Here is a 22,359-nt window from a genome sequence, read left to right as displayed (position 1 = left end):
GTTTACCTATGCGGCATTACTTACCAGTTTTACCTTCTTTACGACGTACAAATTCGCCTTCATAACGGATTCCTTTGCCTTTATAAGGCTCAGGAGGACGTACATCACGAATGTTGGCAGCTAGGGCGCCTACGCGCTCTTTGCTAACACCCTTAACAATAACTTTTGTATTTGATGGAACTTCGATTTCAAGACCAGTTTCTGGTTCGATTTCTACTGGATGAGAATATCCTACGTTTAATACAAGCTTTTTACCTTGTTTTTGAGCACGATACCCTACCCCGATTAATTCAAGGCTTCTTTCAAATCCTTTAGAAACACCTTCAACCATGTTTGAAAGTAATGCGCGTGTTGTTCCGTGCAATGCGCGATGTTCTTTCACATCAGATGGGCGAGTTACGTTAATCACGTTCTCTTCCACTTGAATAGTCATATCAGGGTTAAAAGAACGAATTAGTTCACCCTTAGGACCCTTTACAGTAACAGTGTTTTCGTTGATTGTAACGGTAACACCTGTTGGGATTTCGATTGGTTTTTTACCTACGCGAGACATTTATTGCACCTCCATTCATTAAGAAACTCTATTACCAAACGTATGCTAATACTTCTCCGCCAATTTGTTTTGCGCGAGCTTCTTTATCTGTAAGAACGCCTTGAGAAGTAGATACTAATGCGATACCTAGTCCGTTAAGCACACGAGGAACCTCGTTCGTTTTTGCATAAACACGAAGACCAGGCTTACTGATACGTTTTAGTCCAGTAATAACGCGCTCATTGTTTGGACCATATTTAAGGAAAATACGAATAATTCCTTGTTTGTTATCCTCGATATATTCAACATCACGAACGAAACCTTCACGCTTTAAAATTTCAGCGATTTCTTTCTTAATATTAGAAGCAGGAACCTCTAATTTTTCGTGACGAACCATGTTCGCATTACGGATGCGAGTTAGCAAATCTGCAATTGGATCTGTCATGACCATTTGTTTTTACCTCCTTCCCGAACTTTAGGTTTTACCAGCTAGCTTTTTTCACACCAGGAATTTGTCCTTTGTATGCTAATTCACGGAAACAAATACGGCAAAGCTTAAATTTACGGTATACAGAATGTGGACGTCCACAACGCTCGCAACGAGTGTATTCTTGTACCTTATATTTAGGCGTACGTTTTTGTTTCACTATCATTGATTTCTTAGCCACGTTTTCGCCTCCCTTTTATATAGAGATTACTTTTGGAACGGCATTCCAAATTGAGTTAAAAGTTCACGTGCTTCTTCATCAGTATTTGCAGTTGTAACGATAACGATATCCATACCACGAACTTTGCTTACTTTATCATAATCAATTTCAGGGAAGATTAACTGTTCTTTTACACCAAGAGTGTAGTTTCCACGGCCATCAAAAGATTTCTTTGAAATTCCACGGAAGTCACGTACCCGTGGTAGAGAAACAGAAACTAATTTGTCAAAGAATTCATACATGCGCTCTCCACGAAGTGTAACTTTTGCACCGATTGGCATACCTTCACGAAGACGGAAACCAGCAATTGATTTTTTCGCACGAGTGACAACTGGTTTTTGACCAGTAATGAGCGATAATTCTTCAACAGCGTTATCAAGTGCTTTTGCATTTTGAACAGCGTCACCAACACCCATGTTAATAACGATCTTTTCAAGCTTTGGTACTTGCATTACTGATTTATAGGTAAATTTACTCACAAGAGCTGGAGTAATTTCTTTATCAAACTTTTCTTTTAGGCGGTTCATTCATTGTACCTCCCTTCATTTATAGACTATTTATCTAGAACTTCACCGGATTTTTTTGCAACACGTACTTTTTTGCCATCAACCTCTTGATATCCAACGCGTGTAGGTTGGCCTGATTTGGGATCAACTGGCATTACGTTTGATACATGAATAGGTGCCTCTTGGCTGATGATTCCACCTTGTGGATTCACTTGGGATGGCTTAGAGTGTTTTTTCACGATATTAACACCTTCAACAATCACTCGGTCTTGTTTTGGGTATGCCGCTAGAATAACACCAGTTTTGCCTTTATCCTTACCAGAGATGACCATGACTTTGTCACCTTTTTTTACATGCATCTGTTCGCACCTCCTTAAAGGCAATTTGTTTTGAATTATAGTACTTCTGGAGCTAATGAAACAATCTTCATAAAGTTGTTGTCACGAAGTTCACGTGCAACTGGTCCGAAGATACGAGTTCCACGTGGGCTCTTATCATCACGGATAATTACACATGCGTTTTCATCGAAACGAATGTATGAACCGTCATTACGACGTACGCCGAATTTTGTTCTTACAACAACCGCTTTAACAACGTCACCTTTTTTAACAACGCCACCTGGTGTTGCTTGTTTCACTGTACAAACGATCACATCACCAATGTTTGCGGTTTTGCGGCCAGAGCCACCAAGAACTTTAATTGTAAGTACTTCACGAGCACCTGAGTTGTCAGCAACTTTTAAACGTGATTCTTGTTGAATCATGTGTGTAACCTCCCTTCGGGATGTAACTTATTCCGAACATTAAATAATTACTGCTTTTTCTACTACTTCCAAAAGACGGAAGCGTTTAGTCGCAGAAAGCGGACGAGTTTCCATAATACGTACGATATCGCCAACTTTTGCAGCGTTCTGCTCATCATGAGCTTTGAACTTTTTAGAGTACTTTACGCGTTTACCGTAAAGAGGATGCTTTTTGTATGTTTCGACAAGAACAGTAATTGTTTTATCCATTTTGTCAGATACAACGCGTCCAGTATAAACTTTGCGTTGGTTGCGTTCACTCATCGTGCGAACCTCCTCCCTGTTTATCGATTGTTAACGCCGATCTCTCTCTCACGAATCACAGTCTTCATGCGAGCAATCGCTTTGCGTACTTCACGAATACGAGCTGTATTTTCAAGTTGTCCTGTCGCCAATTGAAAGCGTAGGTTGAAAAGCTCTTCTTTTAATGATTTCACTTTTTGTTCGATTTCAGCAGTGGTAAGGTCACGAATTTCATTAGCTTTCATTTGATTCACCACCAATTTCTTCACGTTTTACAAACTTACATTTAATTGGAAGTTTGTGTGATGCAAGACGAAGCGCTTCGCGAGCAATCTCTTCAGAAACACCGGCAATTTCGAACATAATCTTACCTGGTTTTACAACTGCTACCCATCCTTCTGGAGCACCTTTACCGGAACCCATGCGGACTTCAAGAGGCTTAGCAGTATATGATTTATGAGGGAAAATTTTAATCCAAACTTTTCCTCCACGTTTCATGTAACGAGTCATTGCAATACGAGCTGCTTCAATTTGACGGTTTGTAATCCATGATGCTTCAAGAGCTTGAAGACCATATTCACCGAAGCTTACTTCAGTACCGCCTTTTGATTGACCGCGCATTTTGCCACGATGTACACGACGATACTTAACACGTTTTGGCATTAACATATTAGTTGCCTCCTTCCTCAGTTTTCTTCTTAGTAGGAAGGACCTCTCCACGATAGATCCATACTTTTACGCCTAATTTACCGTAAGTTGTATCTGCTTCAGCAGTTGCATAATCGATATCTGCACGAAGTGTATGAAGTGGAACAGTTCCTTCGCTGTATGATTCAGAACGAGCAATGTCTGCTCCGCCTAAACGACCAGATACCATTGTTTTGATACCTTTAGCACCACCGCGCATAGCACGTTGAATAGCTTGCTTTTGAGCACGACGGAAAGATACACGGTTTTCTAATTGACGAGCAATATTTTCCGCTACTAATTTCGCATCGATGTCTGCTTTTTTGATTTCAAGAATGTTGATATGAACTCGTTTGCCAGTTAATGAGTTAAGTGCTTTACGAAGAGCCTCAACTTCAGTACCACCTTTACCGATAACCATACCAGGTTTCGCAGTGTGGATAGTGATGTTTAAACGATTTGCAGCACGTTCGATTTCAACTTTAGAAACAGAAGCGTCCTTTAAACGTTTCGTAATATACTCACGAACCTTTAGGTCTTCGTGTAAAAGATCTGCGTAGTCTTTGCCTGCGTACCATTTGGATTCCCAATCACGGATGATCCCAACACGCAAACCGACTGGATTTACTTTTTGACCCACTGATTATCCCTCCTTCTTCTCTGATAAAACGATAGTAATATGACTAGTACGTTTATTAATTTGGCTTGCACGTCCCATAGCACGAGGACGGAAACGTTTCAATGTTGGTCCTTCGTCTACAAAAGCCTGTTCAACTACTAGGTTATTTACATCCATTTCGTAGTTATGTTCTGCGTTTGCTAATGCAGATTTTAAAACTTTCTCTACGATTGGAGAAGCAGCCTTTGGAGTGAGCTTAAGAATAGCCACTGCTTCACCTACTTGCTTACCTCGAATTAAATCAACCACTAAGCGAGCTTTACGAGGAGCAATACGAACTGTTCTTGCGACAGCTTTAGCTTGCATAAGAATGCCTCCTCTCATTAACGTCTTGTTTTCTTATCATCATTAGCATGGCCTTTGTACGCACGAGTTGGAGCAAATTCTCCAAGTTTGTGACCTACCATGTCTTCAGTTACATAAACCGGTACATGTTTACGACCATCATAAACTGCAATTGTATGACCGATGAATTGTGGGAAGATCGTAGAACGGCGAGACCAAGTTTTGACCACTTGCTTGCCTTCTGTCTCATTTAACTTTTCGATCTTTGTCATTAAGTGCTCATCAACAAAAGGTCCTTTTTTTAAGCTGCGACCCATGATTGAACCTCCCTTCGTGATTGCTCTACGGCCCCATTTATGAACCGTAGTTCAATCCCGTTATTTTTTACGACGACGTACGATAAATTTATCTGATTTGTTTTTCTTGCTACGAGTTTTGTATCCAAGAGTTGGTTTACCCCAAGGAGACATTGGAGACTTACGTCCGATTGGCGCGCGTCCTTCACCACCACCATGTGGATGGTCATTAGGGTTCATTACAGATCCACGTACAGTTGGGCGTTTACCTAACCAACGAGAACGACCTGCTTTACCAATGTTAATAAGTTCATGTTGTTCGTTACCAACTTGACCTACAGTTGCACGACAAGTTGCTAGAATCATTCTAACTTCACCAGAGTTTAAACGTACTAGTACGTATTTTCCTTCTTTACCAAGAACTTGTGCTGAAGTACCAGCAGAACGTACTAATTGTCCACCTTTACCAGGTTTTAACTCGATATTGTGAATAACTGTACCAACGGGAATGTTTGCTAATGGAAGAGAGTTACCAACTTTGATGTCAGCTTCTGGTCCTGACATAACTTCCATTCCTACACTTAGGTTTTTAGGAGCAAGAATATAGCGTTTCTCTCCATCTACATAATTGATTAATGCAATATTTGCTGAACGGTTTGGATCATACTCGATTGTAGCAACGCGGCCTGGAATGCCATCTTTGTTGCGTTTAAAATCGATAATGCGGTATTGACGCTTATGACCGCCACCTTGATGACGAACTGTCAACTTACCTTGGTTATTACGACCGCCATTGCTCTTTAATGGAGCTAAAAGAGTTTTTTCTGGAGTGCTAGTTGTGATTTCAGCGAAATCAGAAGTAGTCATTCCGCGACGACCGTTGGAGGTAGGTTTGTATTTTTTAATCGCCATTAGATTTCCCTCCTCTTCTATTTATTAAATTTCAAAGAATTCAATTGCTTTACTGTCTTCAGTAAGTTTTACAATCGCTTTTCGACGTTTATTTGTGTATCCACCAAAACGTCCCATGCGTTTAAACTTACCTTTATAGTTCATGATGTTGACTTTTTCTACATCTACACCAAAGATTTCTTCTACAGCATCTTTAACTTGAGTTTTGTTTGCTCTAACGTCTACTTCGAAAGTATACTTTCTTTCAGACATTAAATCGGAAGAACGTTCTGTAATAACGGGGCGCTTAATGATATCGCGTGCATCCATTATGCAAGCACCTCCTCTACTTTATCAACCGCTGCTTTAGTCATGATTAGCTTATCATGATTTAAAACATCCAATACGCTAATTCCATTTGCAGTAACGACTGTTACACCAGGAATGTTACGAGCAGATAATGCTACGTTTTCATCTAAGTCAGCAGTAACAATTAGTGCTTTAGAATCAACAGATAGACCTGTTAATACACCTTTGAAGTCTTTTGTTTTTGGAGTTTCAAAAGCAAGGCTTTCTAATACTAAAATATTTTCTTCTAATACTTTAGAAGACAATGCTGATTTAATTGCTAAACGGCGTACTTTTTTCGGTAATTTGTAGCTGTAGCTACGAGGTACAGGACCGAATACAGTACCACCTCCACGCCATTGTGGAGAACGAATTGAACCTTGACGTGCACGTCCAGTTCCTTTTTGACGCCATGGTTTACGACCGCCACCAGATATTTCAGAGCGAACCTTTGTTTTATGAGTTCCTTGACGTAAGGAAGCTCTTTGCATAATTACAGCTTCAAATAACACATGGTTATTTGGCTCAACACCAAATACTGAATCATTAAGTTCGATTTCTCCAACTTGAGATCCACCTTGGTTAAATAATGCTACTTTCGGCATTCTTATTTCCTCCTTTCCGACTTACTTATTTCGCTTTTATCGCACTCTTAATTTTTAATAATGCTTTTTTCGCACCTGGTACATTCCCTTTAATTAAAAGAAGATTGCGTTCTGCATCAACTTTAACAATTTCAAGGTTTTGCACAGTGATTTGTTCTCCGCCCATACGACCAGGTAGTGCTTTACCTTTAAATACACGGTTTGGAGCAACTGGTCCCATTGAACCAGGACGACGATGGTAACGAGAACCGTGAGCCATTGGTCCACGAGATTGTCCATGACGCTTGATAGAGCCTTGGAAACCTTTCCCTTTTGAAATTCCTGTTACATCTACAATATCGCCTGCAGCGAAATTTTCTACTTTGACTTCCTGACCAACCTCATACCCATCTAAGTTTAGTTCGCGGAATTCACGAACGAAGCGCTTAGGAGCAGTATTAGCTTTAGTAACATGCCCTTTCTCAGGTTTGTTTGAAAGCTTTTCGCGTTTGTCCTCAAATCCAAGTTGAATAGCTTCGTAGCCATCAGTTTCAGCAGATTTCTTTTGAAGAACAACGTTTGGAGCAGCCTCAACAACTGTTACCGGGATAAGTTCACCATTTTCAGCAAATACTTGAGTCATACCGATTTTTCTTCCTAAGATTCCTTTGGTCATTATAGTCACACCTCCTAAATTTTTTCATTTTTATTCATTAAAGTTTAATTTCGATATCAACACCAGATGGTAAATCTAAACGCATTAATGAATCAACTGTTTGTGGAGTTGGATTAATGATGTCGATTAGACGTTTGTGTGTACGCATCTCGAATTGTTCACGAGAATCTTTGTATTTGTGCACCGCACGAAGAATTGTGTAAACTGATTTCTCTGTTGGTAGAGGAATCGGACCAGACACAGCTGCACCTGAACGTTTAGCTGTTTCTACAATTTTTTCTGCAGATTGATCAAGGATTCTGTGATCATAAGCCTTTAAACGGATACGAATTTTTTGTTTTGCCATTATTTTCCCTCCTTTTCGCCTATTTTACTATAGACATTCTCCGTGAAAATTTCCCACACACTCGCCATGGCAAAGCGGCCGGGTGTGTCAGCAACCTTCCACATCATCGCAGTCAAAGACCAACATTGTCTATTATACTGGAATCATAAAGCAAAATCAACAAGAATCTTCATTTCTTTATGTTCACGCACTTTTACTATTATATAGGGTGTCTTGGATAAATTCAAGCAGCAACGATATAGTCAGAAAATTGACTTTTGGTTTCCAATTTATTTCGCTATCTTTTTTATGTTTGAATGAATTCTTTCTTATATATATAAGATCACATTACCCTCTTCTCCATATATTTAAACCTCCTGATCTATACGAAACACGCTCAATTTTGCATGATTCTCTATTACGTAACAATATATCTTAAATTATCACTTATATTTCTCTAAAAATTCACTCTTTTCTCACAAAGGGTTGTTAGCATAAATGGGAACAAATATTATGGAGGGAAGTTTTTATGAAGAAAAAGATTTTATTTATTTTATTCGGACTGCTTTCTGCTATCATCCTTTCAGCTTGCAGTTCTGAGAAACAAAACAACGTAACCGAGAATAATGACAAACAGGCAAAACAAGAGGAGAGCACGACAACAGCAAAAGCCATTGAACCAACTCATAATGATAAGTGTGCCTTTTGTAATATGAAGATCTACACTAAAGAAGATAAAATGGGGGTTTTTACAGCCCAAGCCGTGAATAAGGATGGGAAAAACATTTTCTTCGATGACTCAGGCTGTTTATTAAATTACGAAAGAAAAACAGGAGAGCAATTAAAGAATCAGTGGGTAAAAGATTATGAGTCTTCTAAATGGATCGACGCAAAGACTGCTGTTCCTGTTAAAGCAAATGTCCAAACACCTATGAAATACGGATATTTATTCTTTGCTGATAAAGCAAATGCTGATAAATATGTAAGCGAAAATAAAAATCTTCAGGCAGCAATTGTTTCTTGGAATGATATTGATAAAGTAGCTAATGAAAGATACAAAATGAAGATGAACATGAGTAGTAAAGATAAAATGAACATGAAGAGCGATGATCAAATGAACATGGACAGTAAGGATAAAAAATAAATCAGGTAAAATGAAAAGGCTGGTGGAATTTCATCCACCAGCCTTTTTACATCATTCATTATTCAGTAATAGAAGCAACTGATCCAGCGCCTACTGTACGTCCACCCTCACGGATAGAGAATTTAGTACCTTCTTCGATAGCGATAGGTGCAATTAGTTCTACTGTCATTTCGATGTTATCACCAGGCATAACCATTTCTACGCCTTCTGGAAGATTGACGATTCCAGTTACGTCAGTTGTACGGAAGTAGAACTGAGGGCGGTAGTTAGTGAAGAATGGAGTATGACGTCCACCTTCTTCTTTTGATAATACATAAACTTGAGCAGTAAATTTAGTGTGTGGAGTGATTGAACCTGGTTTAGCTAATACTTGACCACGTTGTACTTCTTCACGAGCAACCCCACGAAGAAGAGCTCCAATGTTGTCTCCAGCTTCAGCATAATCAAGAAGCTTACGGAACATTTCAACACCAGTTACAGTAGTTGATTTTGGTTGTTCAGTTAAACCGATGATTTCAACAACGTCACCAACTTTAACTTGTCCGCGTTCTACACGTCCAGTTGCAACTGTTCCACGACCAGTAATAGAGAATACATCTTCAACTGGCATCATGAAAGGTTTGTCAGTGTCACGAGTTGGAGTTGGGATATATTCATCAACTGCAGCCATAAGCTCAATGATTTTATCTTCCCATTCTTTTTCGCCTTCTAATGCTTTTAATGCAGAACCTTTGATAACTGGAATATCATCACCAGGGAAATCATATTCAGAAAGAAGGTCACGAATTTCCATTTCAACTAATTCTAATAGTTCTTCGTCATCAACCATGTCACATTTGTTCATGAATACTACTAAGTAAGGAACACCTACTTGACGAGATAATAGGATGTGTTCACGAGTTTGTGGCATTGGACCATCAGCAGCAGATACTACTAAGATACCTCCGTCCATTTGTGCAGCACCAGTGATCATGTTTTTAACATAGTCAGCATGTCCTGGGCAGTCAACGTGTGCATAGTGACGGTTTGCTGTTTCATATTCTACGTGAGAAGTATTGATTGTGATTCCACGCTCTTTTTCTTCTGGAGCGTTATCGATTTGATCATATCCGCGCGCTTCAGCACCACCTGCTTTTGCAAGAACAGAAGTGATAGCAGCAGTTAAAGTAGTTTTACCATGGTCAACGTGTCCGATTGTACCAATGTTAACGTGTGGTTTTGAACGGTCAAATTTTTCTTTTGCCATTAGGAAAATCCTCCTTTGGTTTATAAAAATAATTAAGTATTTTAATGTTTTGGGAAATGGATGGCCATTCCCAAAACTATCATGCTTACATTAGTAGTTATACTTGATTAAAAGGTTAAAATCAATTATTCACCTTTATTTTTTTTGATGATCTCTTCAGAAATTGATTTTGGTACTTCTTCGTAATGGTCAAAGTGCATAGAGAAAACTCCGCGACCTTGAGTGCTTGAACGAAGTGATGTTGCATAACCAAACATTTCTGAAAGTGGAACCATTGCACGAACAACTTGCGCATTACCGCGAGCTTCCATACCTTCTACACGTCCACGACGTGAAGTGATACCACCCATGATATCTCCAAGATATTCTTCAGGCATTACAACTTCAACCCTCATAATTGGTTCAAGAATAACAGGGCTACATTTAGATGCTGCATTTCTAAGAGCCATTGATGCGGCAATCTTAAACGCCATTTCGGAAGAGTCAACATCATGGTAAGAACCATCAAATAATTTTGCTTTAATGTCTACCATAGGGTAGCCAGCAAGTACGCCTCTTTCAAGGGCATCTTCAAGGCCTGATTGCACAGCTGGGATGTATTCACGAGGAACTACCCCACCGACAATTCCATTTTCGAATTCGAAGCCTTTTCCTTCTTCGTTTGGAGAGAATTCAATCCAAACGTGTCCGTATTGACCACGACCACCTGATTGACGAGCGAACTTACCTTCAACCTGCGCTGAAGCACGGAATGTTTCACGGTAAGCAACCTGTGGTGCACCAACATTAGCTTCTACCTTAAATTCACGGCGCATACGGTCAACAATGATGTCTAGGTGGAGCTCACCCATACCAGCGATGATGGTTTGACCAGTTTCTTGGTCAGTATGTGCACGGAATGTTGGATCTTCTTCTTGAAGTTTTTGTAAAGCAGTTGACATTTTGTCTTGGTCTGCTTTTGATTTTGGTTCAACTGAAAGCTGAATAACTGGTTCAGGGAATTCCATTGACTCAAGGATAACAAGATTTTTCTCGTCACAAAGAGTATCACCAGTTGTTGTATCCTTTAAACCAACCGCTGCTGCGATATCTCCAGCGTATACTTTTGAAATCTCTTGACGGTGGTTTGCGTGCATTTGTAGGATACGTCCTACACGTTCACGCTTTCCTTTAGTTGAGTTCTGAACATAAGATCCAGAATCTAAAGTACCAGAGTAAACGCGGAAGAATGTTAATTTCCCTACGAATGGGTCTGTCATAACTTTGAATGCAAGAGCTGAGAATGGCTCTTCATCACTAGAATGACGTTCCACTTCTTCATCACTATCAGGTAACGTTCCTTTAATAGAAGGAACATCTAATGGTGATGGCAGGTAATCAATAACTGCATCAAGCATTAATTGAACACCTTTGTTTTTGAATGCAGATCCACAGATTACTGGGAAGAATTCAACATTTACAGTACCTTTACGAATTGCCGTTTTTAATTCAGCAACAGTAATTTCTTCACCGCCAAGGTATTTCTCCATTAATTCTTCATCTAGTTCTGCTACTGCTTCTAATAATTTTTCATGATATTCATCAGCTTGCGCTTTATACTCTTCTGGAATTTCACGAACTTCAATATCAGTTCCAAGGTCATTACTATAGAAATGAGCTTTCATTTCTACTAAGTCAATGATTGCTTCGAATTGATCTTCAGCTCCAATTGGTAATTGAATTGGATGTGCATTCGCTTGTAAACGGTCATGAATCGTTTTTACTGAATATAAGAAATCAGCCCCGATTTTATCCATTTTATTTACGAATACAACACGTGGAACACCATAAGTAGTAGCTTGGCGCCAAACTGTTTCTGTTTGTGGTTCAACACCTGATTGCGCATCAAGAACTGCAACAGCTCCATCTAGAACACGTAATGAACGTTCAACTTCAACAGTGAAGTCTACGTGTCCTGGTGTATCAATGATGTTAACGCGGTGACCATGCCACTGAGCAGTTGTAGCTGCTGAAGTAATCGTGATACCACGTTCTTGTTCTTGCTCCATCCAGTCCATCTGAGATGCACCTTCATGAGTTTCACCAATTTTATGAATACGACCAGTATAATAAAGGACACGTTCTGTTGTTGTTGTTTTTCCGGCATCAATATGAGCCATGATCCCGATATTACGAGTATTTTCTAAGGAGAACTCTCTTGCCATTTGGTATTTCTCCTTCCTGCTATGAGTGTGATTTTTATTTTGAAGGTTATCTTACCAACGATAGTGAGCAAATGCTTTATTTGCTTCTGCCATCTTGTGAGTATCTTCACGTTTCTTAACTGATGCACCAGTGTTGTTAGCTGCATCAAGGATTTCGTTAGCTAAACGCTCTTCCATTGTTTTTTCTCCACGAAGACGTGAATAGTTTACTAACCAACGAAGACCAAGAGTTGTACGACGATCAGGACGCACCTCTACTGGTACTTGGTAGTTAGATCCACCTACACGGCGAGCTTTAACTTCAAGTACAGGCATAATGTTCTTTAACGCTGCATCAAATACTTCCATTGGATCTTTACCAGAACGTTCACGGATAAGATCAAATGCAGAATAAAGGATTGCTTGTGACTTACCTCTTTTACCATCAATCATCATTTTGTTAATAAGACGAGTGATTAATTTTGAATTGTATAACGGATCTGGTAATACGTCTCTTTTTGCTACAGGACCTTTACGAGGCATGTTTTTTCCTCCTTTCAAAGATGTAATATTGTAATTTTAGATTATTTTTTTGCTGCTTTAGGCTTCTTAGTTCCGTATTTGGAACGGCCTTGCATACGGTTGTTAACACCAGCAGTGTCAAGTGCACCACGAACAATGTGGTAACGTACCCCTGGTAAGTCTTTTACACGTCCGCCACGGATAAGTACAACACTGTGTTCTTGAAGGTTATGACCGATACCAGGAATATAAGCAGTTACCTCAATTCCGTTTGTTAAACGAACACGAGCGTATTTACGTAAAGCTGAGTTCGGTTTCTTTGGAGTCATAGTACCAACACGAGTACAAACACCGCGTTTTTGTGGTGAAGACACGTTAGTTTGTGATTTCTTGAAACTGTTGTAACCTTTGTTTAGTGCTGGTGATTTTGACTTTTCCTCTTTTGATGTACGAGGTTTACGCACTAATTGATTAATTGTAGGCATTTATTTGTCCTCCCTTCATCTTTTCTTTTAAGCCCACACATCCAGGTGGTTCATTTTGTTGCAAAAACAAAGTTCTTGTAGTACCAATGGCTACAAAAACAGTTTTTAATGTGTTATCGCAACAGCAGCAGTCCCGACATCTATGTTACATGCTTTTCCAAGTCGTTTCATCGAGTCAACATAGGTAATTGGAACGTTTAATTCATTCGCAGTACTAATTACAAAGGCTAGAACACGTGGTTCAGCATCTTTCGCAACTATTACTTCTTTTACAATTCCTTGTTTAAGAGCCTTTGCTGTTTGCTTTGTTCCTACTATAAAATTCTTTGCCTGCGATACTTTTTCATAAGACATCTTCTATCCTCCAAAGTAACAGGTTAATAGCAGCACCTTTGATATATTATCACTTTATAATTGTGGTGTCAACATTGATTTCATGTTTTCGTGATTATTGATCAATTATCCTATCACTTTTTATATATAGACATATAAAGAAGCGGTCGACCTTGATTGACCGACCGCATTTTTATGTTTAGCCAATAGTGATTGTTTCTTCTGATTCTTCATCGATGATAACAGGCTCAGCTTTTCGATATCGTTGCATTCCTGTTCCAGCAGGAACTAACTTACCAATGATTACATTTTCTTTTAAGCCGAGTAATTCATCTCTTTTACCCTTAATAGCAGCATCCGTAAGAACTCTTGTTGTTTCTTGGAAGGATGCAGCTGATAAGAATGAATCTGTTTCAAGAGATGCCTTTGTAATACCGAGTAAGACTGGACGGCCAGTTGCCGGAAGTCTTCCTTCAAGCAACGCTTGTTGATTAGCATCCGTAAATTGATGAATGTCAAGTAATGTACCAGGAAGTACATCTGTTTCACCTGCATTAATGACACGAACCTTACGAAGCATTTGACGTACCATTACTTCCACGTGCTTATCGCCAATTTCTACCCCTTGCATACGGTAAACTTTTTGAACTTCACGTAGTAAGTACTCTTGTACGGCAGTCACGTCTTTTACTTTAATTAATTCTTTTGGATCAATGGATCCTTCTGTTAATTCTTGACCGCGTTCCACTTGGTCATTAACTGTCACTTTTAGACGAGCTGTGTATGGTGCATGATAAGTTCTTGATTCAACTTCTCCTTGAACCACAATTTCATGCTGACGATCCTTACCTTCATTAATTCCCACAACAACACCGCTAATTTCAGTGATAACCGCTTGACCTTTAGGATTACGAGCTTCAAAAATCTCTTGGATACGAGGTAAACCTTGTGTAATATCGTCTCCAGCAACCCCACCGGTATGGAACGTACGCATGGTAAGCTGTGTTCCTGGTTCACCTATTGATTGTGCTGCGATGATACCAACCGCTTCTCCTACTTCTACTTCTTGACCAGTAGCTAAGTTACGGCCATAGCATTTTTTACATACACCATGTCTTGTATTACATGTAAATGCGGAACGAATCCAAACTTCTTCAATTCCTGCTTCTACGACTTCAGCGGATAAATCTTCTGTAATTAACCCATTTTCAGGAACAATGACTTGATGTGTCTCAGGATGTTTAATGGCTCTTCTTGCATAACGGCCGATTAACCGCTCTTCAAGTGATTCAATGATTTCTGTGCCATCCTTTAATGCTCGGATAAGCAATCCGCGATCGGTGCCACAGTCATCTTCACGAACAATAACATCTTGTGCCACATCAACAAGACGACGAGTTAAGTAACCTGAGTCAGCTGTTTTCAACGCAGTATCCGCAAGACCTTTACGAGCACCATGAGTAGAGATAAAGTACTCTAATACGGTTAGTCCTTCACGGAAACTTGATTTAATTGGCAACTCAATGATACGACCAGCCGGGTTGGCCATCAATCCACGCATTCCAGCTAACTGTGTAAAGTTAGATGCGTTACCACGGGCTCCGGAGTCACTCATCATAAAGATTGGGTTTGTTTTTTCCAAGGAATGCATCAATTTTGCTTGAATCGTATCCTTCGCTTGACTCCAGATAGAAATAACACGATCATAACGCTCATCTTCCGTAATAAGACCACGTCTGAATTGCTTCATAACATTATCCACTTTGTTTTGAGCATCGTGAATAATTTGTTGTTTTTCTCCTAATACAACGATATCTGCAACACCAACGGTAATGCCCGCTTTTGTTGAATATTTAAATCCAAGATCCTTCAAGCGGTCAAGCATTTTAGATGTTTCCGTTATTTTGAAACGTTTAAACACTTCCGCGATGATATTTCCTAGAATTTTCTTTTTGAATGGATCCACGATTGGCATTGATTGAATCACTGCCTTCACATCGGTTCCTTTTTCAACAAAATACTTCTCTGGTGTTTTTTCTTCAAGGTTGAGCTTCGTTGGTTCATTAATATATGGGAATGTTTTAGGCAGGATTTCGTTAAATACTAATTTTCCTACCGTTGTAATCAATAAATGATTATTTTGCTCTTCTGTAAAGGTTTGGTTGTTTAAAGAACGTGCAGCGACGGCAATTCTCGTATGTAAATGCACGTATCCATTTGCATAGGCAAGCAATGCTTCACTGATATCCTTAAAGACCATTCCTTCTCCAATTGCGCCCTCACGTTCAAGCGTTAAGTAGTAATTTCCTAATACCATGTCCTGTGATGGTGTAACAACTGGCTTACCATCCTTAGGGTTAAGGATGTTTTGAGCAGCAAGCATAAGAAGTCTTGCTTCTGCTTGTGCTTCAGAAGAAAGTGGTACGTGAACAGCCATTTGGTCCCCGTCAAAGTCTGCGTTATAAGCCGTACATACTAGTGGATGCAGACGAATGGCACGACCTTCAACAAGAGTTGGTTCAAATGCCTGAATACCAAGTCTATGAAGAGTTGGAGCACGGTTTAGTAAAACTGGATGCTCTCTAATAACTTCTTCTAAAACATCCCACACATCAGGTGAGATTCTTTCAATTTTACGCTTTGCTGATTTAATATTATGAGCTAATCCTTTTTCAACCAATTCTTTCATGACAAACGGTTTGAATAGTTCAAGCGCCATTTCCTTTGGAAGACCACATTGATACATTTTCAAATTAGGTCCTACAACGATAACGGAACGACCTGAATAGTCAACACGTTTTCCAAGCAAGTTTTGACGGAAACGTCCTTGTTTCCCCTTTAACATATGAGAAAGGGATTTTAATGGACGGTTACCAGGACCTGTAACTGGACGGCCACGGCGGCCATTATCAATTAACGCATCAACGGCTTCTTGAAGCATGCGTTTCTCATTTTGCACAATAATGCTTGGAGCACCTAGATCTAATAAACGTTTTAAACGATTATTACGATTAATAACACGACGATAAAGATCGTTTAAATCTGAAGTGGCAAAACGTCCACCATCTAGCTGTACCATCGGTCTTAATTCCGGTGGAATAACAGGAAGGACATCTAAAATCATCCATGCAGGATCATTTCCAGAGTTACGGAACGCTTCTAATACTTCAAGACGTTTAATCGCTCTTGTACGACGTTGACCTTGTGCTGTTTTTAATTCTTCTTTTAGTGTTTCAACATCTTTTTCTAAATCGATGTCTGAAAGGAGCTTTTTAATCGATTCCGCACCCATAGAAGCTTGGAACTTATTACCGTATTTATCACGGTATACTCTATATTCTTTTTCAGATAATAATTGTTTTTTCTCAAGTGCCGTATCACCTGGATCTGTTACAACATAAGAAGCAAAATAGATGACTTCTTCTAAGGAACGTGGAGACATGTCAAGAACAAGTCCCATACGGCTAGGAATTCCTTTGAAATACCAAATATGAGAAACAGGAGCTGCTAATTCAATATGCCCCATACGTTCGCGGCGGACTTTTGCTCTTGTAACCTCTACACCACAACGGTCACAAACTACGCCTTTATAGCGAACACGCTTATATTTTCCACAATGACACTCCCAATCCTTTGTAGGACCGAAGATTCTCTCGCAAAATAAACCGTCTTTTTCTGGTTTTAGAGTTCTATAGTTAATTGTTTCTGGCTTCTTTACCTCACCAAAGGACCATGAACGAATTTTATCTGGTGATGCAAGACCAATTTTCATATATTCAAAATTATTGACATCTAGCAAGGGGCCTACCTCCCTTTTAGTATACAGGTTTTACCCTAATTGCACTTTTAACCGGTGGCACGGCAGTTAAACCTTTTCCACCTTCTCAAATGGGAAGATGGAAAAGGACTGATCAATATTCACTTTAAATGGTACTACTCTTTCAAACCCACTTTTTCAGTTTCAGATTCTTCTGACTCTGTAAGAATACTTAATGAATCTGCTTGTTGGAGTTCTTCTTCATCCTCCAAATCACGCATTTCAATTTCTTCTTCATTTCCAGATAGAATCTTCACATCCATACCTAAACTTTGAAGTTCTTTAATTAATACTTTAAATGATTCTGGAACGCCAGGTTCTGGTACATTTTCACCCTTCACAATCGCTTCATAAGTTTTAACACGTCCAACGACATCGTCAGATTTCACAGTTAAAATTTCCTGCAATGTATAAGCAGCTCCATAGGCTTCAAGCGCCCATACCTCCATCTCACCAAAACGTTGACCACCAAACTGAGCTTTTCCACCCAATGGCTGTTGCGTTACTAATGAGTAAGGTCCAGTTGAACGAGCATGAAGTTTATCATCAACCATGTGAGCTAATTTAATCATATACATGATTCCTACAGACACACGATTATCGAATGGTTCACCTGTTCTACCATCATAAAGAATGGTTTTTGCATCACTTGCCATACCAGCTTCTTCGATTGTTGCCCAAACATCTTCTTCTCGGGCACCGTCAAATACTGGAGTAGCAACATGAATACCAAGTTGTCTTGCTGCCATACCTAAATGAAGTTCAAGCACCTGACCGATATTCATACGAGAAGGTACCCCTAATGGATTTAACATGATGTCAACTGGTGTTCCATCAGGTAAATGCGGCATGTCTTCTTCCGGTAAAATTCGGGAAATAACCCCTTTGTTACCATGACGTCCAGCCATCTTATCGCCTTCATGAATCTTACGTTTTTGAACAATATATACTCGAACCAATTGGTTAACACCAGGTGGTAATTCATCTCCATCTTCACGATTGAAGACACGAACATCATGAACAATACCGCCTCCACCATGTGGAACTCTAAGTGAAGTATCCCGAACCTCACGTGCTTTTTCACCGAAGATCGCATGTAATAGACGTTCTTCAGCAGTTAGTTCCGTTACTCCCTTAGGAGTGACTTTTCCAACTAATAAATCTCCGTCCTTAACTTCTGCCCCAATGCGGATAATTCCACGCTCATCAAGATTTCTAAGCGCATCTTCACCTACGTTGGGAATATCTCGAGTGATTTCTTCAGGTCCAAGTTTTGTATCACGAGATTCTGATTCATATTCTTCAATATGAATAGATGTATAGACATCATCCTTCACAAGACGTTCACTCATAATGATGGCATCTTCATAGTTGTAACCATCCCATGTCATAAAGGCAACAAGTACATTTCGACCCAATGCTAGTTCCCCTAATTCCATAGAAGGACCATCACCAAGAACTTCTCCCTTAACAACCCGATTGCCTACTGCAACAATTGGACGTTGATTGTAGCACATGCCTTGGTTTGAACGGGTAAATTTAGATAGATGGTATTTATCAAGATTTCCTTTTACTTCTTGACCATCTACTTCTGATACACGACGAACCCAAATTTCTCTAGCTTCTACATGTTCAACAATGCCAGGGTGCTTACAAATAACAGCAGCACCTGAATCTTTTGCTGATACATATTCCATACCGGTACCAACTCTTGGAGCTTCCGGTTGAATAAGTGGTACAGCTTGACGCTGCATGTTCGCACCCATCAAGGCACGGTTAGAGTCATCGTTTTCAAGGAATGGAATACATGCAGTTGCTGCAGAAACAACCTGTTTAGGAGAAACGTCCATGTAATCAATTCGTTCACGTCTGATTACAGTGTTTTCCCCACGGAAACGGGCTACAACCTCTTCTTCTAAGAAAGATCCATCTTCACCTAGAAGAACATTCGCCTGTGCAACGACATAATTGTCTTCTTCATCAGCTGTTAAATAATCAATTTTATTTGTCACTTTACCAGTATCAGGGTCAACCCGACGATATGGAGTTTCAATAAATCCAAATCGATTTACCTTTGCATAAGAAGATAATGAGTTAATCAACCCGATGTTTGGACCTTCTGGTGTTTCAATCGGACACATACGACCGTAATGGGAGTAGTGGACGTCACGAACTTCCATTCCAGCACGTTCACGAGTTAAACCACCAGGTCCTAAAGCTGATAAACGTCTTTTATGTGTTAACTCAGCTAACGGATTCGTTTGATCCATAAATTGTGATAACTGAGAGCTACCAAAGAATTCTTTAATAGAAGCAATAACGGGACGAATATTAATTAATTGTTGAGGTGTAATTGTGTTCGTGTCTTGAATAGACATTCTTTCACGAACTACACGTTCCATTCTAGAAAGTCCAATACGGAATTGGTTTTGTAATAACTCACCAACTGAACGTAAACGTCGATTTCCTAAATGGTCGATATCATCTGTATCCCCAACTGAGTATAATAAATTAAAGAAATAACTTATAGAAGCAATAATATCAGCAGGTGATATATTCTTAACCGCTTCCTCTACATAGGCATTTCCAATTACATTGATGACTTTTTCGCCATCCTCGTTTGGAGCAAAAATCTTAATAGATTGAAGAAGAATTTCCTCTTCTACTACTCCGCCATAAGGATTAATCGTCTTAAACCCAATATTCTTTTCTAAATTAGGAATAATTTTATCTAAAGTACGACGATCCAGAGTAACACCTTTTTCAGCAATGATTTCCCCAGTTTCAGGGTCAACCAATGACTCTGCTAATCGTTGACCAAATAAGCGATTCTTAATATGAAGCTTCTTATTGATTTTATAACGACCTACGCTAGCCAAGTCATAACGTTTTGGATCAAAAAATCTTGAAATTAATAAGCTCTTTGCATTTTCAACCGTAGGCGGTTCACCTGGACGAAGGCGCTCATAAATTTCTAGTAATGCCTTTTCTATGCTTTCGGTATTGTCTTTTTCTAGAGTATTGCGAATATACTCATTATCTCCAACCAAATCAATAATCTCTTGATCAGAGCCAAACCCTAATGAACGCAAAAGAACCGTAACGGGCAGTTTCCGAGTACGATCTATTCTCACGTATACGACATCCTTGGCATCAGTTTCATACTCAAGCCAAGCGCCGCGGTTCGGGATTACAGTTGCTGTATACCCTTTTTTTCCATTCTTATCAACTTTCCCACTAAAGTACACACTCGGAGAGCGTACTAACTGAGAAACAATAACCCGTTCTGCGCCATTGATAACAAACGTACCTGTTTCCGTCATTAACGGGAAGTCACCCATAAAGACATCTTGATCTTTTACTTCGCCTGTTTCCTTATTAACAAGGCGAACCTTTACACGTAATGGTGCTGAATATGTAACATCTCGTTGTTTTGATTCCTCAACGGAATACTTTGGATCGCCAAGGCTGTAATCAATGAACTCAAGCGACAAATTACCAGTAAAGTCTTCAATTGGTGAAATATCGCGAAACATTTCACGCAAACCTTCATCAAGAAACCATTGATATGAAGAGGTTTGGATTTCAATTAAATTTGGTAATTCCAAAACTTCACTGATTCGTGCGTAGCTCCTCCGCTTCCGGTGTCGTCCATACTGAACTAGTTGACCTGTCAACTGATTCACCCCTCAAATCAAGCGTTATTATTGCATCTATTGCAATCTTATAAGAAAACTTTAGGTTTTCCCATAAGACAAAAAGAAAAAGGGTTTTTAACTCAAAAACCGCATTTTCACATTTCAACTATTATTTTATTAGCATACCCGATTATATCCAAAATTAAACAATTAAATACTATTTTTGCATATAATCAGTAAATATTATGTTGGCATTTTACAATGCTACCATAATCCAACCGCTAAGTCAATTATTTTTTTGCCCTTAAGATAAAATAACCTTTTTTCTTCTCAACTGTCTCCACATCGGAATACAATTCTTCTAATTTTTTAATAGCAGAAGGAGCACCTTGTTTTTTCTGAATGACCACCCACAGTTCTCCACCCGGGAGAAGATACTCTTGACTTTGTTCTAAAATATCATGGACAATCTGCTTCCCAGCTCGAATTGGAGGATTCGTCAAGATGGCCGCGAAATCTTTTACATTTACATTTACAAGACGATCACTCTCATAAATTTGCACATTAGATATTTGATTGATCCTCGCATTTTCTTTAGCTAGACTTAACGCTCTTTCGTTAACATCCACTAGGTGGAAAATGCGATTCTGAAATTCCTTGGCCAAAGATAAACCAATCGGTCCATAGCCACAACCAACATCCATTATTTCACCTGCCATATCCGGCATTTGAAAAGTTTCAATCAGAAGCCTTGAGCCGAAATCAACTTCTCTCTTTGAGAAAACTCCATTATCTGTTTTAAAGTGCATTTTTTGATTTCTTAAGGTAAAGTCCCAATAAATTGGTTCACTTTCCACCTTTTGAGTGCGGGAATAATAATGCTCAGACAAATAATCGCCCCCTTTATGAGGAATTTTTTTGTGAAGAGAATTGGAGGACACTTCTAACAAGATCAGATTCTGACTTTATTAGATTTCTTGAATGATACTATCAAACATATTACCTCTATTGTAAAACCAAAAAAGCTCGCTTATGCAGCGAGCTTTTTTAAAAAATCTTTATTACTTAACTTCAACGCCAGCTCCAACTTCTTCAAGTTTAGCTTTGATTTCTTCAGCTTCTTCTTTAGAAGCTCCTTCTTTAACAGCCTTTGGAGTGTTATCAACAAGTTCTTTTGCTTCTTTAAGTCCAAGACCAGTGATTTCACGAACCACTTTGATAACTTTGATTTTTTGGTCTCCTGCTCCAGTAAGTACTACATCAAATTCAGTTTTTTCTTCAGCAGCAGCACCAGCAGCTCCGCCAACTACAGCTACAGGAGCAGCAGCAGTTACACCAAATTCTTCTTCAATAGCTTTTACTAGATCGTTAAGTTCTAAAACAGTCATATTTTTAACTGCTTCAATGATTTGTTCTTTAGTCATGATATT

General features: G+C 39.3%; 27 protein-coding genes. 1 reads left to right on the top strand and 26 read right to left on the bottom strand.

What is annotated here, in order from left to right; all coding sequences use genetic code 11:
- Positions 1 to 16 precede the first annotated feature (16 nt).
- Genes rplF through rpsJ form a run of 17 tightly spaced genes read right to left on the bottom strand, consistent with a single transcriptional unit; the run spans position 17 to position 7,582 of the window.
- A complete protein-coding gene (gene rplF, locus ACE38V_RS20830; protein WP_375844349.1) occupies positions 17 to 553 on the bottom strand; it encodes a 50S ribosomal protein L6 in 537 nt (178 codons plus the stop codon).
- 31 nt (positions 554 to 584) lie between these two features.
- Positions 585 to 983 (bottom strand): 30S ribosomal protein S8, encoded by a 399-nt coding sequence (gene rpsH, locus ACE38V_RS20825; RefSeq protein WP_075980329.1) that lies wholly within the window; start codon positions 981 to 983, stop codon positions 585 to 587.
- Between the two features lie 31 nt (positions 984 to 1,014).
- Positions 1,015 to 1,200 carry a type Z 30S ribosomal protein S14 gene (locus ACE38V_RS20820; protein WP_256237720.1) on the bottom strand — a complete coding sequence of 62 codons (186 nt, stop codon included), beginning with the start codon at positions 1,198 to 1,200 and terminating at the stop codon, positions 1,015 to 1,017.
- 26 nt (positions 1,201 to 1,226) lie between these two features.
- A complete protein-coding gene (rplE, locus tag ACE38V_RS20815; RefSeq protein WP_375844346.1) occupies positions 1,227 to 1,766 on the bottom strand; it encodes a 50S ribosomal protein L5 in 540 nt (179 codons plus the stop codon).
- A 26-nt stretch (positions 1,767 to 1,792) separates the two neighbouring features.
- Positions 1,793 to 2,104 carry a 50S ribosomal protein L24 gene (gene rplX, locus ACE38V_RS20810; RefSeq protein ID WP_375844345.1) on the bottom strand — a complete coding sequence of 104 codons (312 nt, stop codon included), beginning with the start codon at positions 2,102 to 2,104 and terminating at the stop codon, positions 1,793 to 1,795.
- Positions 2,105 to 2,139: 35 nt separating this feature from the next.
- Positions 2,140 to 2,508, bottom strand: a complete 369-nt coding sequence (gene rplN, locus ACE38V_RS20805) for a 50S ribosomal protein L14 (RefSeq protein ID WP_375844343.1) — start codon at positions 2,506 to 2,508, stop codon at positions 2,140 to 2,142.
- Positions 2,509 to 2,547: 39 nt separating this feature from the next.
- On the bottom strand, positions 2,548 to 2,811 hold the full coding sequence (gene rpsQ / locus ACE38V_RS20800; RefSeq protein ID WP_375844342.1) for a 30S ribosomal protein S17: 264 nt from the start codon (positions 2,809 to 2,811) through the stop codon (positions 2,548 to 2,550).
- A gap of 20 nt (positions 2,812 to 2,831) precedes the next feature.
- The gene (rpmC, locus tag ACE38V_RS20795) at positions 2,832 to 3,035 is read right to left on the bottom strand and encodes a 50S ribosomal protein L29 (RefSeq protein WP_003351417.1); all 204 of its coding nucleotides are present in this window, start codon (positions 3,033 to 3,035) and stop codon (positions 2,832 to 2,834) included.
- Complete coding sequence (gene rplP / locus ACE38V_RS20790; RefSeq protein ID WP_375844339.1) at positions 3,025 to 3,459, bottom strand: 50S ribosomal protein L16; 435 nt, start codon at positions 3,457 to 3,459, stop codon at positions 3,025 to 3,027. Before rplP ends, rpmC begins: the two co-directional genes overlap by 11 nt.
- Before the next feature lies 1 nt (position 3,460).
- A complete protein-coding gene (gene rpsC / locus ACE38V_RS20785; RefSeq protein WP_375844338.1) occupies positions 3,461 to 4,117 on the bottom strand; it encodes a 30S ribosomal protein S3 in 657 nt (218 codons plus the stop codon).
- Positions 4,118 to 4,120: 3 nt separating this feature from the next.
- Entirely contained in the window at positions 4,121 to 4,462 is a 342-nt protein-coding gene (gene rplV, locus ACE38V_RS20780; RefSeq protein WP_375844336.1) for a 50S ribosomal protein L22, read from the bottom strand.
- Between the two features lie 17 nt (positions 4,463 to 4,479).
- A complete protein-coding gene (gene rpsS, locus ACE38V_RS20775; RefSeq protein WP_375844334.1) occupies positions 4,480 to 4,758 on the bottom strand; it encodes a 30S ribosomal protein S19 in 279 nt (92 codons plus the stop codon).
- Positions 4,759 to 4,818: 60 nt separating this feature from the next.
- Positions 4,819 to 5,649, bottom strand: coding sequence for a 50S ribosomal protein L2 (gene rplB / locus ACE38V_RS20770; RefSeq protein WP_375844332.1), 831 nt, complete (start codon positions 5,647 to 5,649; stop codon positions 4,819 to 4,821).
- A gap of 24 nt (positions 5,650 to 5,673) precedes the next feature.
- Entirely contained in the window at positions 5,674 to 5,958 is a 285-nt protein-coding gene (gene rplW / locus ACE38V_RS20765) for a 50S ribosomal protein L23 (RefSeq protein WP_375844330.1), read from the bottom strand.
- Positions 5,958 to 6,581, bottom strand: coding sequence for a 50S ribosomal protein L4 (rplD, locus tag ACE38V_RS20760; RefSeq protein ID WP_375844328.1), 624 nt, complete (start codon positions 6,579 to 6,581; stop codon positions 5,958 to 5,960). The genes rplW and rplD overlap by 1 nt, the downstream gene beginning before the upstream one ends.
- Before the next feature lie 25 nt (positions 6,582 to 6,606).
- On the bottom strand, positions 6,607 to 7,236 hold the full coding sequence (rplC, locus tag ACE38V_RS20755) for a 50S ribosomal protein L3 (protein ID WP_375844326.1): 630 nt from the start codon (positions 7,234 to 7,236) through the stop codon (positions 6,607 to 6,609).
- Between the two features lie 37 nt (positions 7,237 to 7,273).
- Positions 7,274 to 7,582: a 30S ribosomal protein S10 gene (rpsJ, locus tag ACE38V_RS20750; protein WP_003348621.1), complete on the bottom strand. Its 309-nt coding sequence runs from the start codon at positions 7,580 to 7,582 to the stop codon at positions 7,274 to 7,276.
- A 508-nt stretch (positions 7,583 to 8,090) separates the two neighbouring features.
- On the opposite strand from rpsJ, the gene ACE38V_RS20745 reads away from it, so the two are divergent.
- The gene (locus tag ACE38V_RS20745; protein ID WP_375844323.1) at positions 8,091 to 8,705 is read left to right on the top strand and encodes a nitrous oxide reductase accessory protein NosL; all 615 of its coding nucleotides are present in this window, start codon (positions 8,091 to 8,093) and stop codon (positions 8,703 to 8,705) included.
- Between the two features lie 58 nt (positions 8,706 to 8,763).
- On the opposite strand, the gene tuf is transcribed toward ACE38V_RS20745, so the two are convergent.
- The 9 genes from tuf to rplL form a co-directional block, all read right to left on the bottom strand.
- Positions 8,764 to 9,951 carry an elongation factor Tu gene (gene tuf / locus ACE38V_RS20740; RefSeq protein WP_375844322.1) on the bottom strand — a complete coding sequence of 396 codons (1,188 nt, stop codon included), beginning with the start codon at positions 9,949 to 9,951 and terminating at the stop codon, positions 8,764 to 8,766.
- Positions 9,952 to 10,076: 125 nt separating this feature from the next.
- On the bottom strand, positions 10,077 to 12,155 hold the full coding sequence (gene fusA / locus ACE38V_RS20735) for an elongation factor G (protein WP_375844320.1): 2,079 nt from the start codon (positions 12,153 to 12,155) through the stop codon (positions 10,077 to 10,079).
- A gap of 51 nt (positions 12,156 to 12,206) precedes the next feature.
- On the bottom strand, positions 12,207 to 12,677 hold the full coding sequence (gene rpsG / locus ACE38V_RS20730) for a 30S ribosomal protein S7 (protein WP_375844318.1): 471 nt from the start codon (positions 12,675 to 12,677) through the stop codon (positions 12,207 to 12,209).
- A gap of 41 nt (positions 12,678 to 12,718) precedes the next feature.
- The gene (gene rpsL, locus ACE38V_RS20725) at positions 12,719 to 13,141 is read right to left on the bottom strand and encodes a 30S ribosomal protein S12 (protein WP_075980311.1); all 423 of its coding nucleotides are present in this window, start codon (positions 13,139 to 13,141) and stop codon (positions 12,719 to 12,721) included.
- Positions 13,142 to 13,246: 105 nt separating this feature from the next.
- On the bottom strand, positions 13,247 to 13,495 hold the full coding sequence (locus tag ACE38V_RS20720; RefSeq protein WP_375844317.1) for a 50S ribosomal protein L7ae-like protein: 249 nt from the start codon (positions 13,493 to 13,495) through the stop codon (positions 13,247 to 13,249).
- A gap of 178 nt (positions 13,496 to 13,673) precedes the next feature.
- A complete protein-coding gene (rpoC, locus tag ACE38V_RS20715; RefSeq protein WP_375844315.1) occupies positions 13,674 to 17,273 on the bottom strand; it encodes a DNA-directed RNA polymerase subunit beta' in 3,600 nt (1,199 codons plus the stop codon).
- Positions 17,274 to 17,407: 134 nt separating this feature from the next.
- On the bottom strand, positions 17,408 to 20,968 hold the full coding sequence (gene rpoB, locus ACE38V_RS20710) for a DNA-directed RNA polymerase subunit beta (RefSeq protein WP_375844314.1): 3,561 nt from the start codon (positions 20,966 to 20,968) through the stop codon (positions 17,408 to 17,410).
- A 251-nt stretch (positions 20,969 to 21,219) separates the two neighbouring features.
- Positions 21,220 to 21,819 (bottom strand): class I SAM-dependent methyltransferase, encoded by a 600-nt coding sequence (locus ACE38V_RS20705; RefSeq protein WP_375844312.1) that lies wholly within the window; start codon positions 21,817 to 21,819, stop codon positions 21,220 to 21,222.
- A gap of 171 nt (positions 21,820 to 21,990) precedes the next feature.
- Positions 21,991 to 22,353 carry a 50S ribosomal protein L7/L12 gene (gene rplL, locus ACE38V_RS20700; RefSeq protein ID WP_375844310.1) on the bottom strand — a complete coding sequence of 121 codons (363 nt, stop codon included), beginning with the start codon at positions 22,351 to 22,353 and terminating at the stop codon, positions 21,991 to 21,993.
- Positions 22,354 to 22,359: the final 6 nt, after the last annotated feature.

This window comes from Cytobacillus sp. Hz8 (assembly GCF_042263505.1).
GTDB lineage: Bacteria > Bacillota > Bacilli > Bacillales > Cytobacillaceae > Bacillus_BE.
Note: the sequence above shows the minus strand (reverse complement) of the source record. Positions and strands in the feature narration are given on the sequence as shown.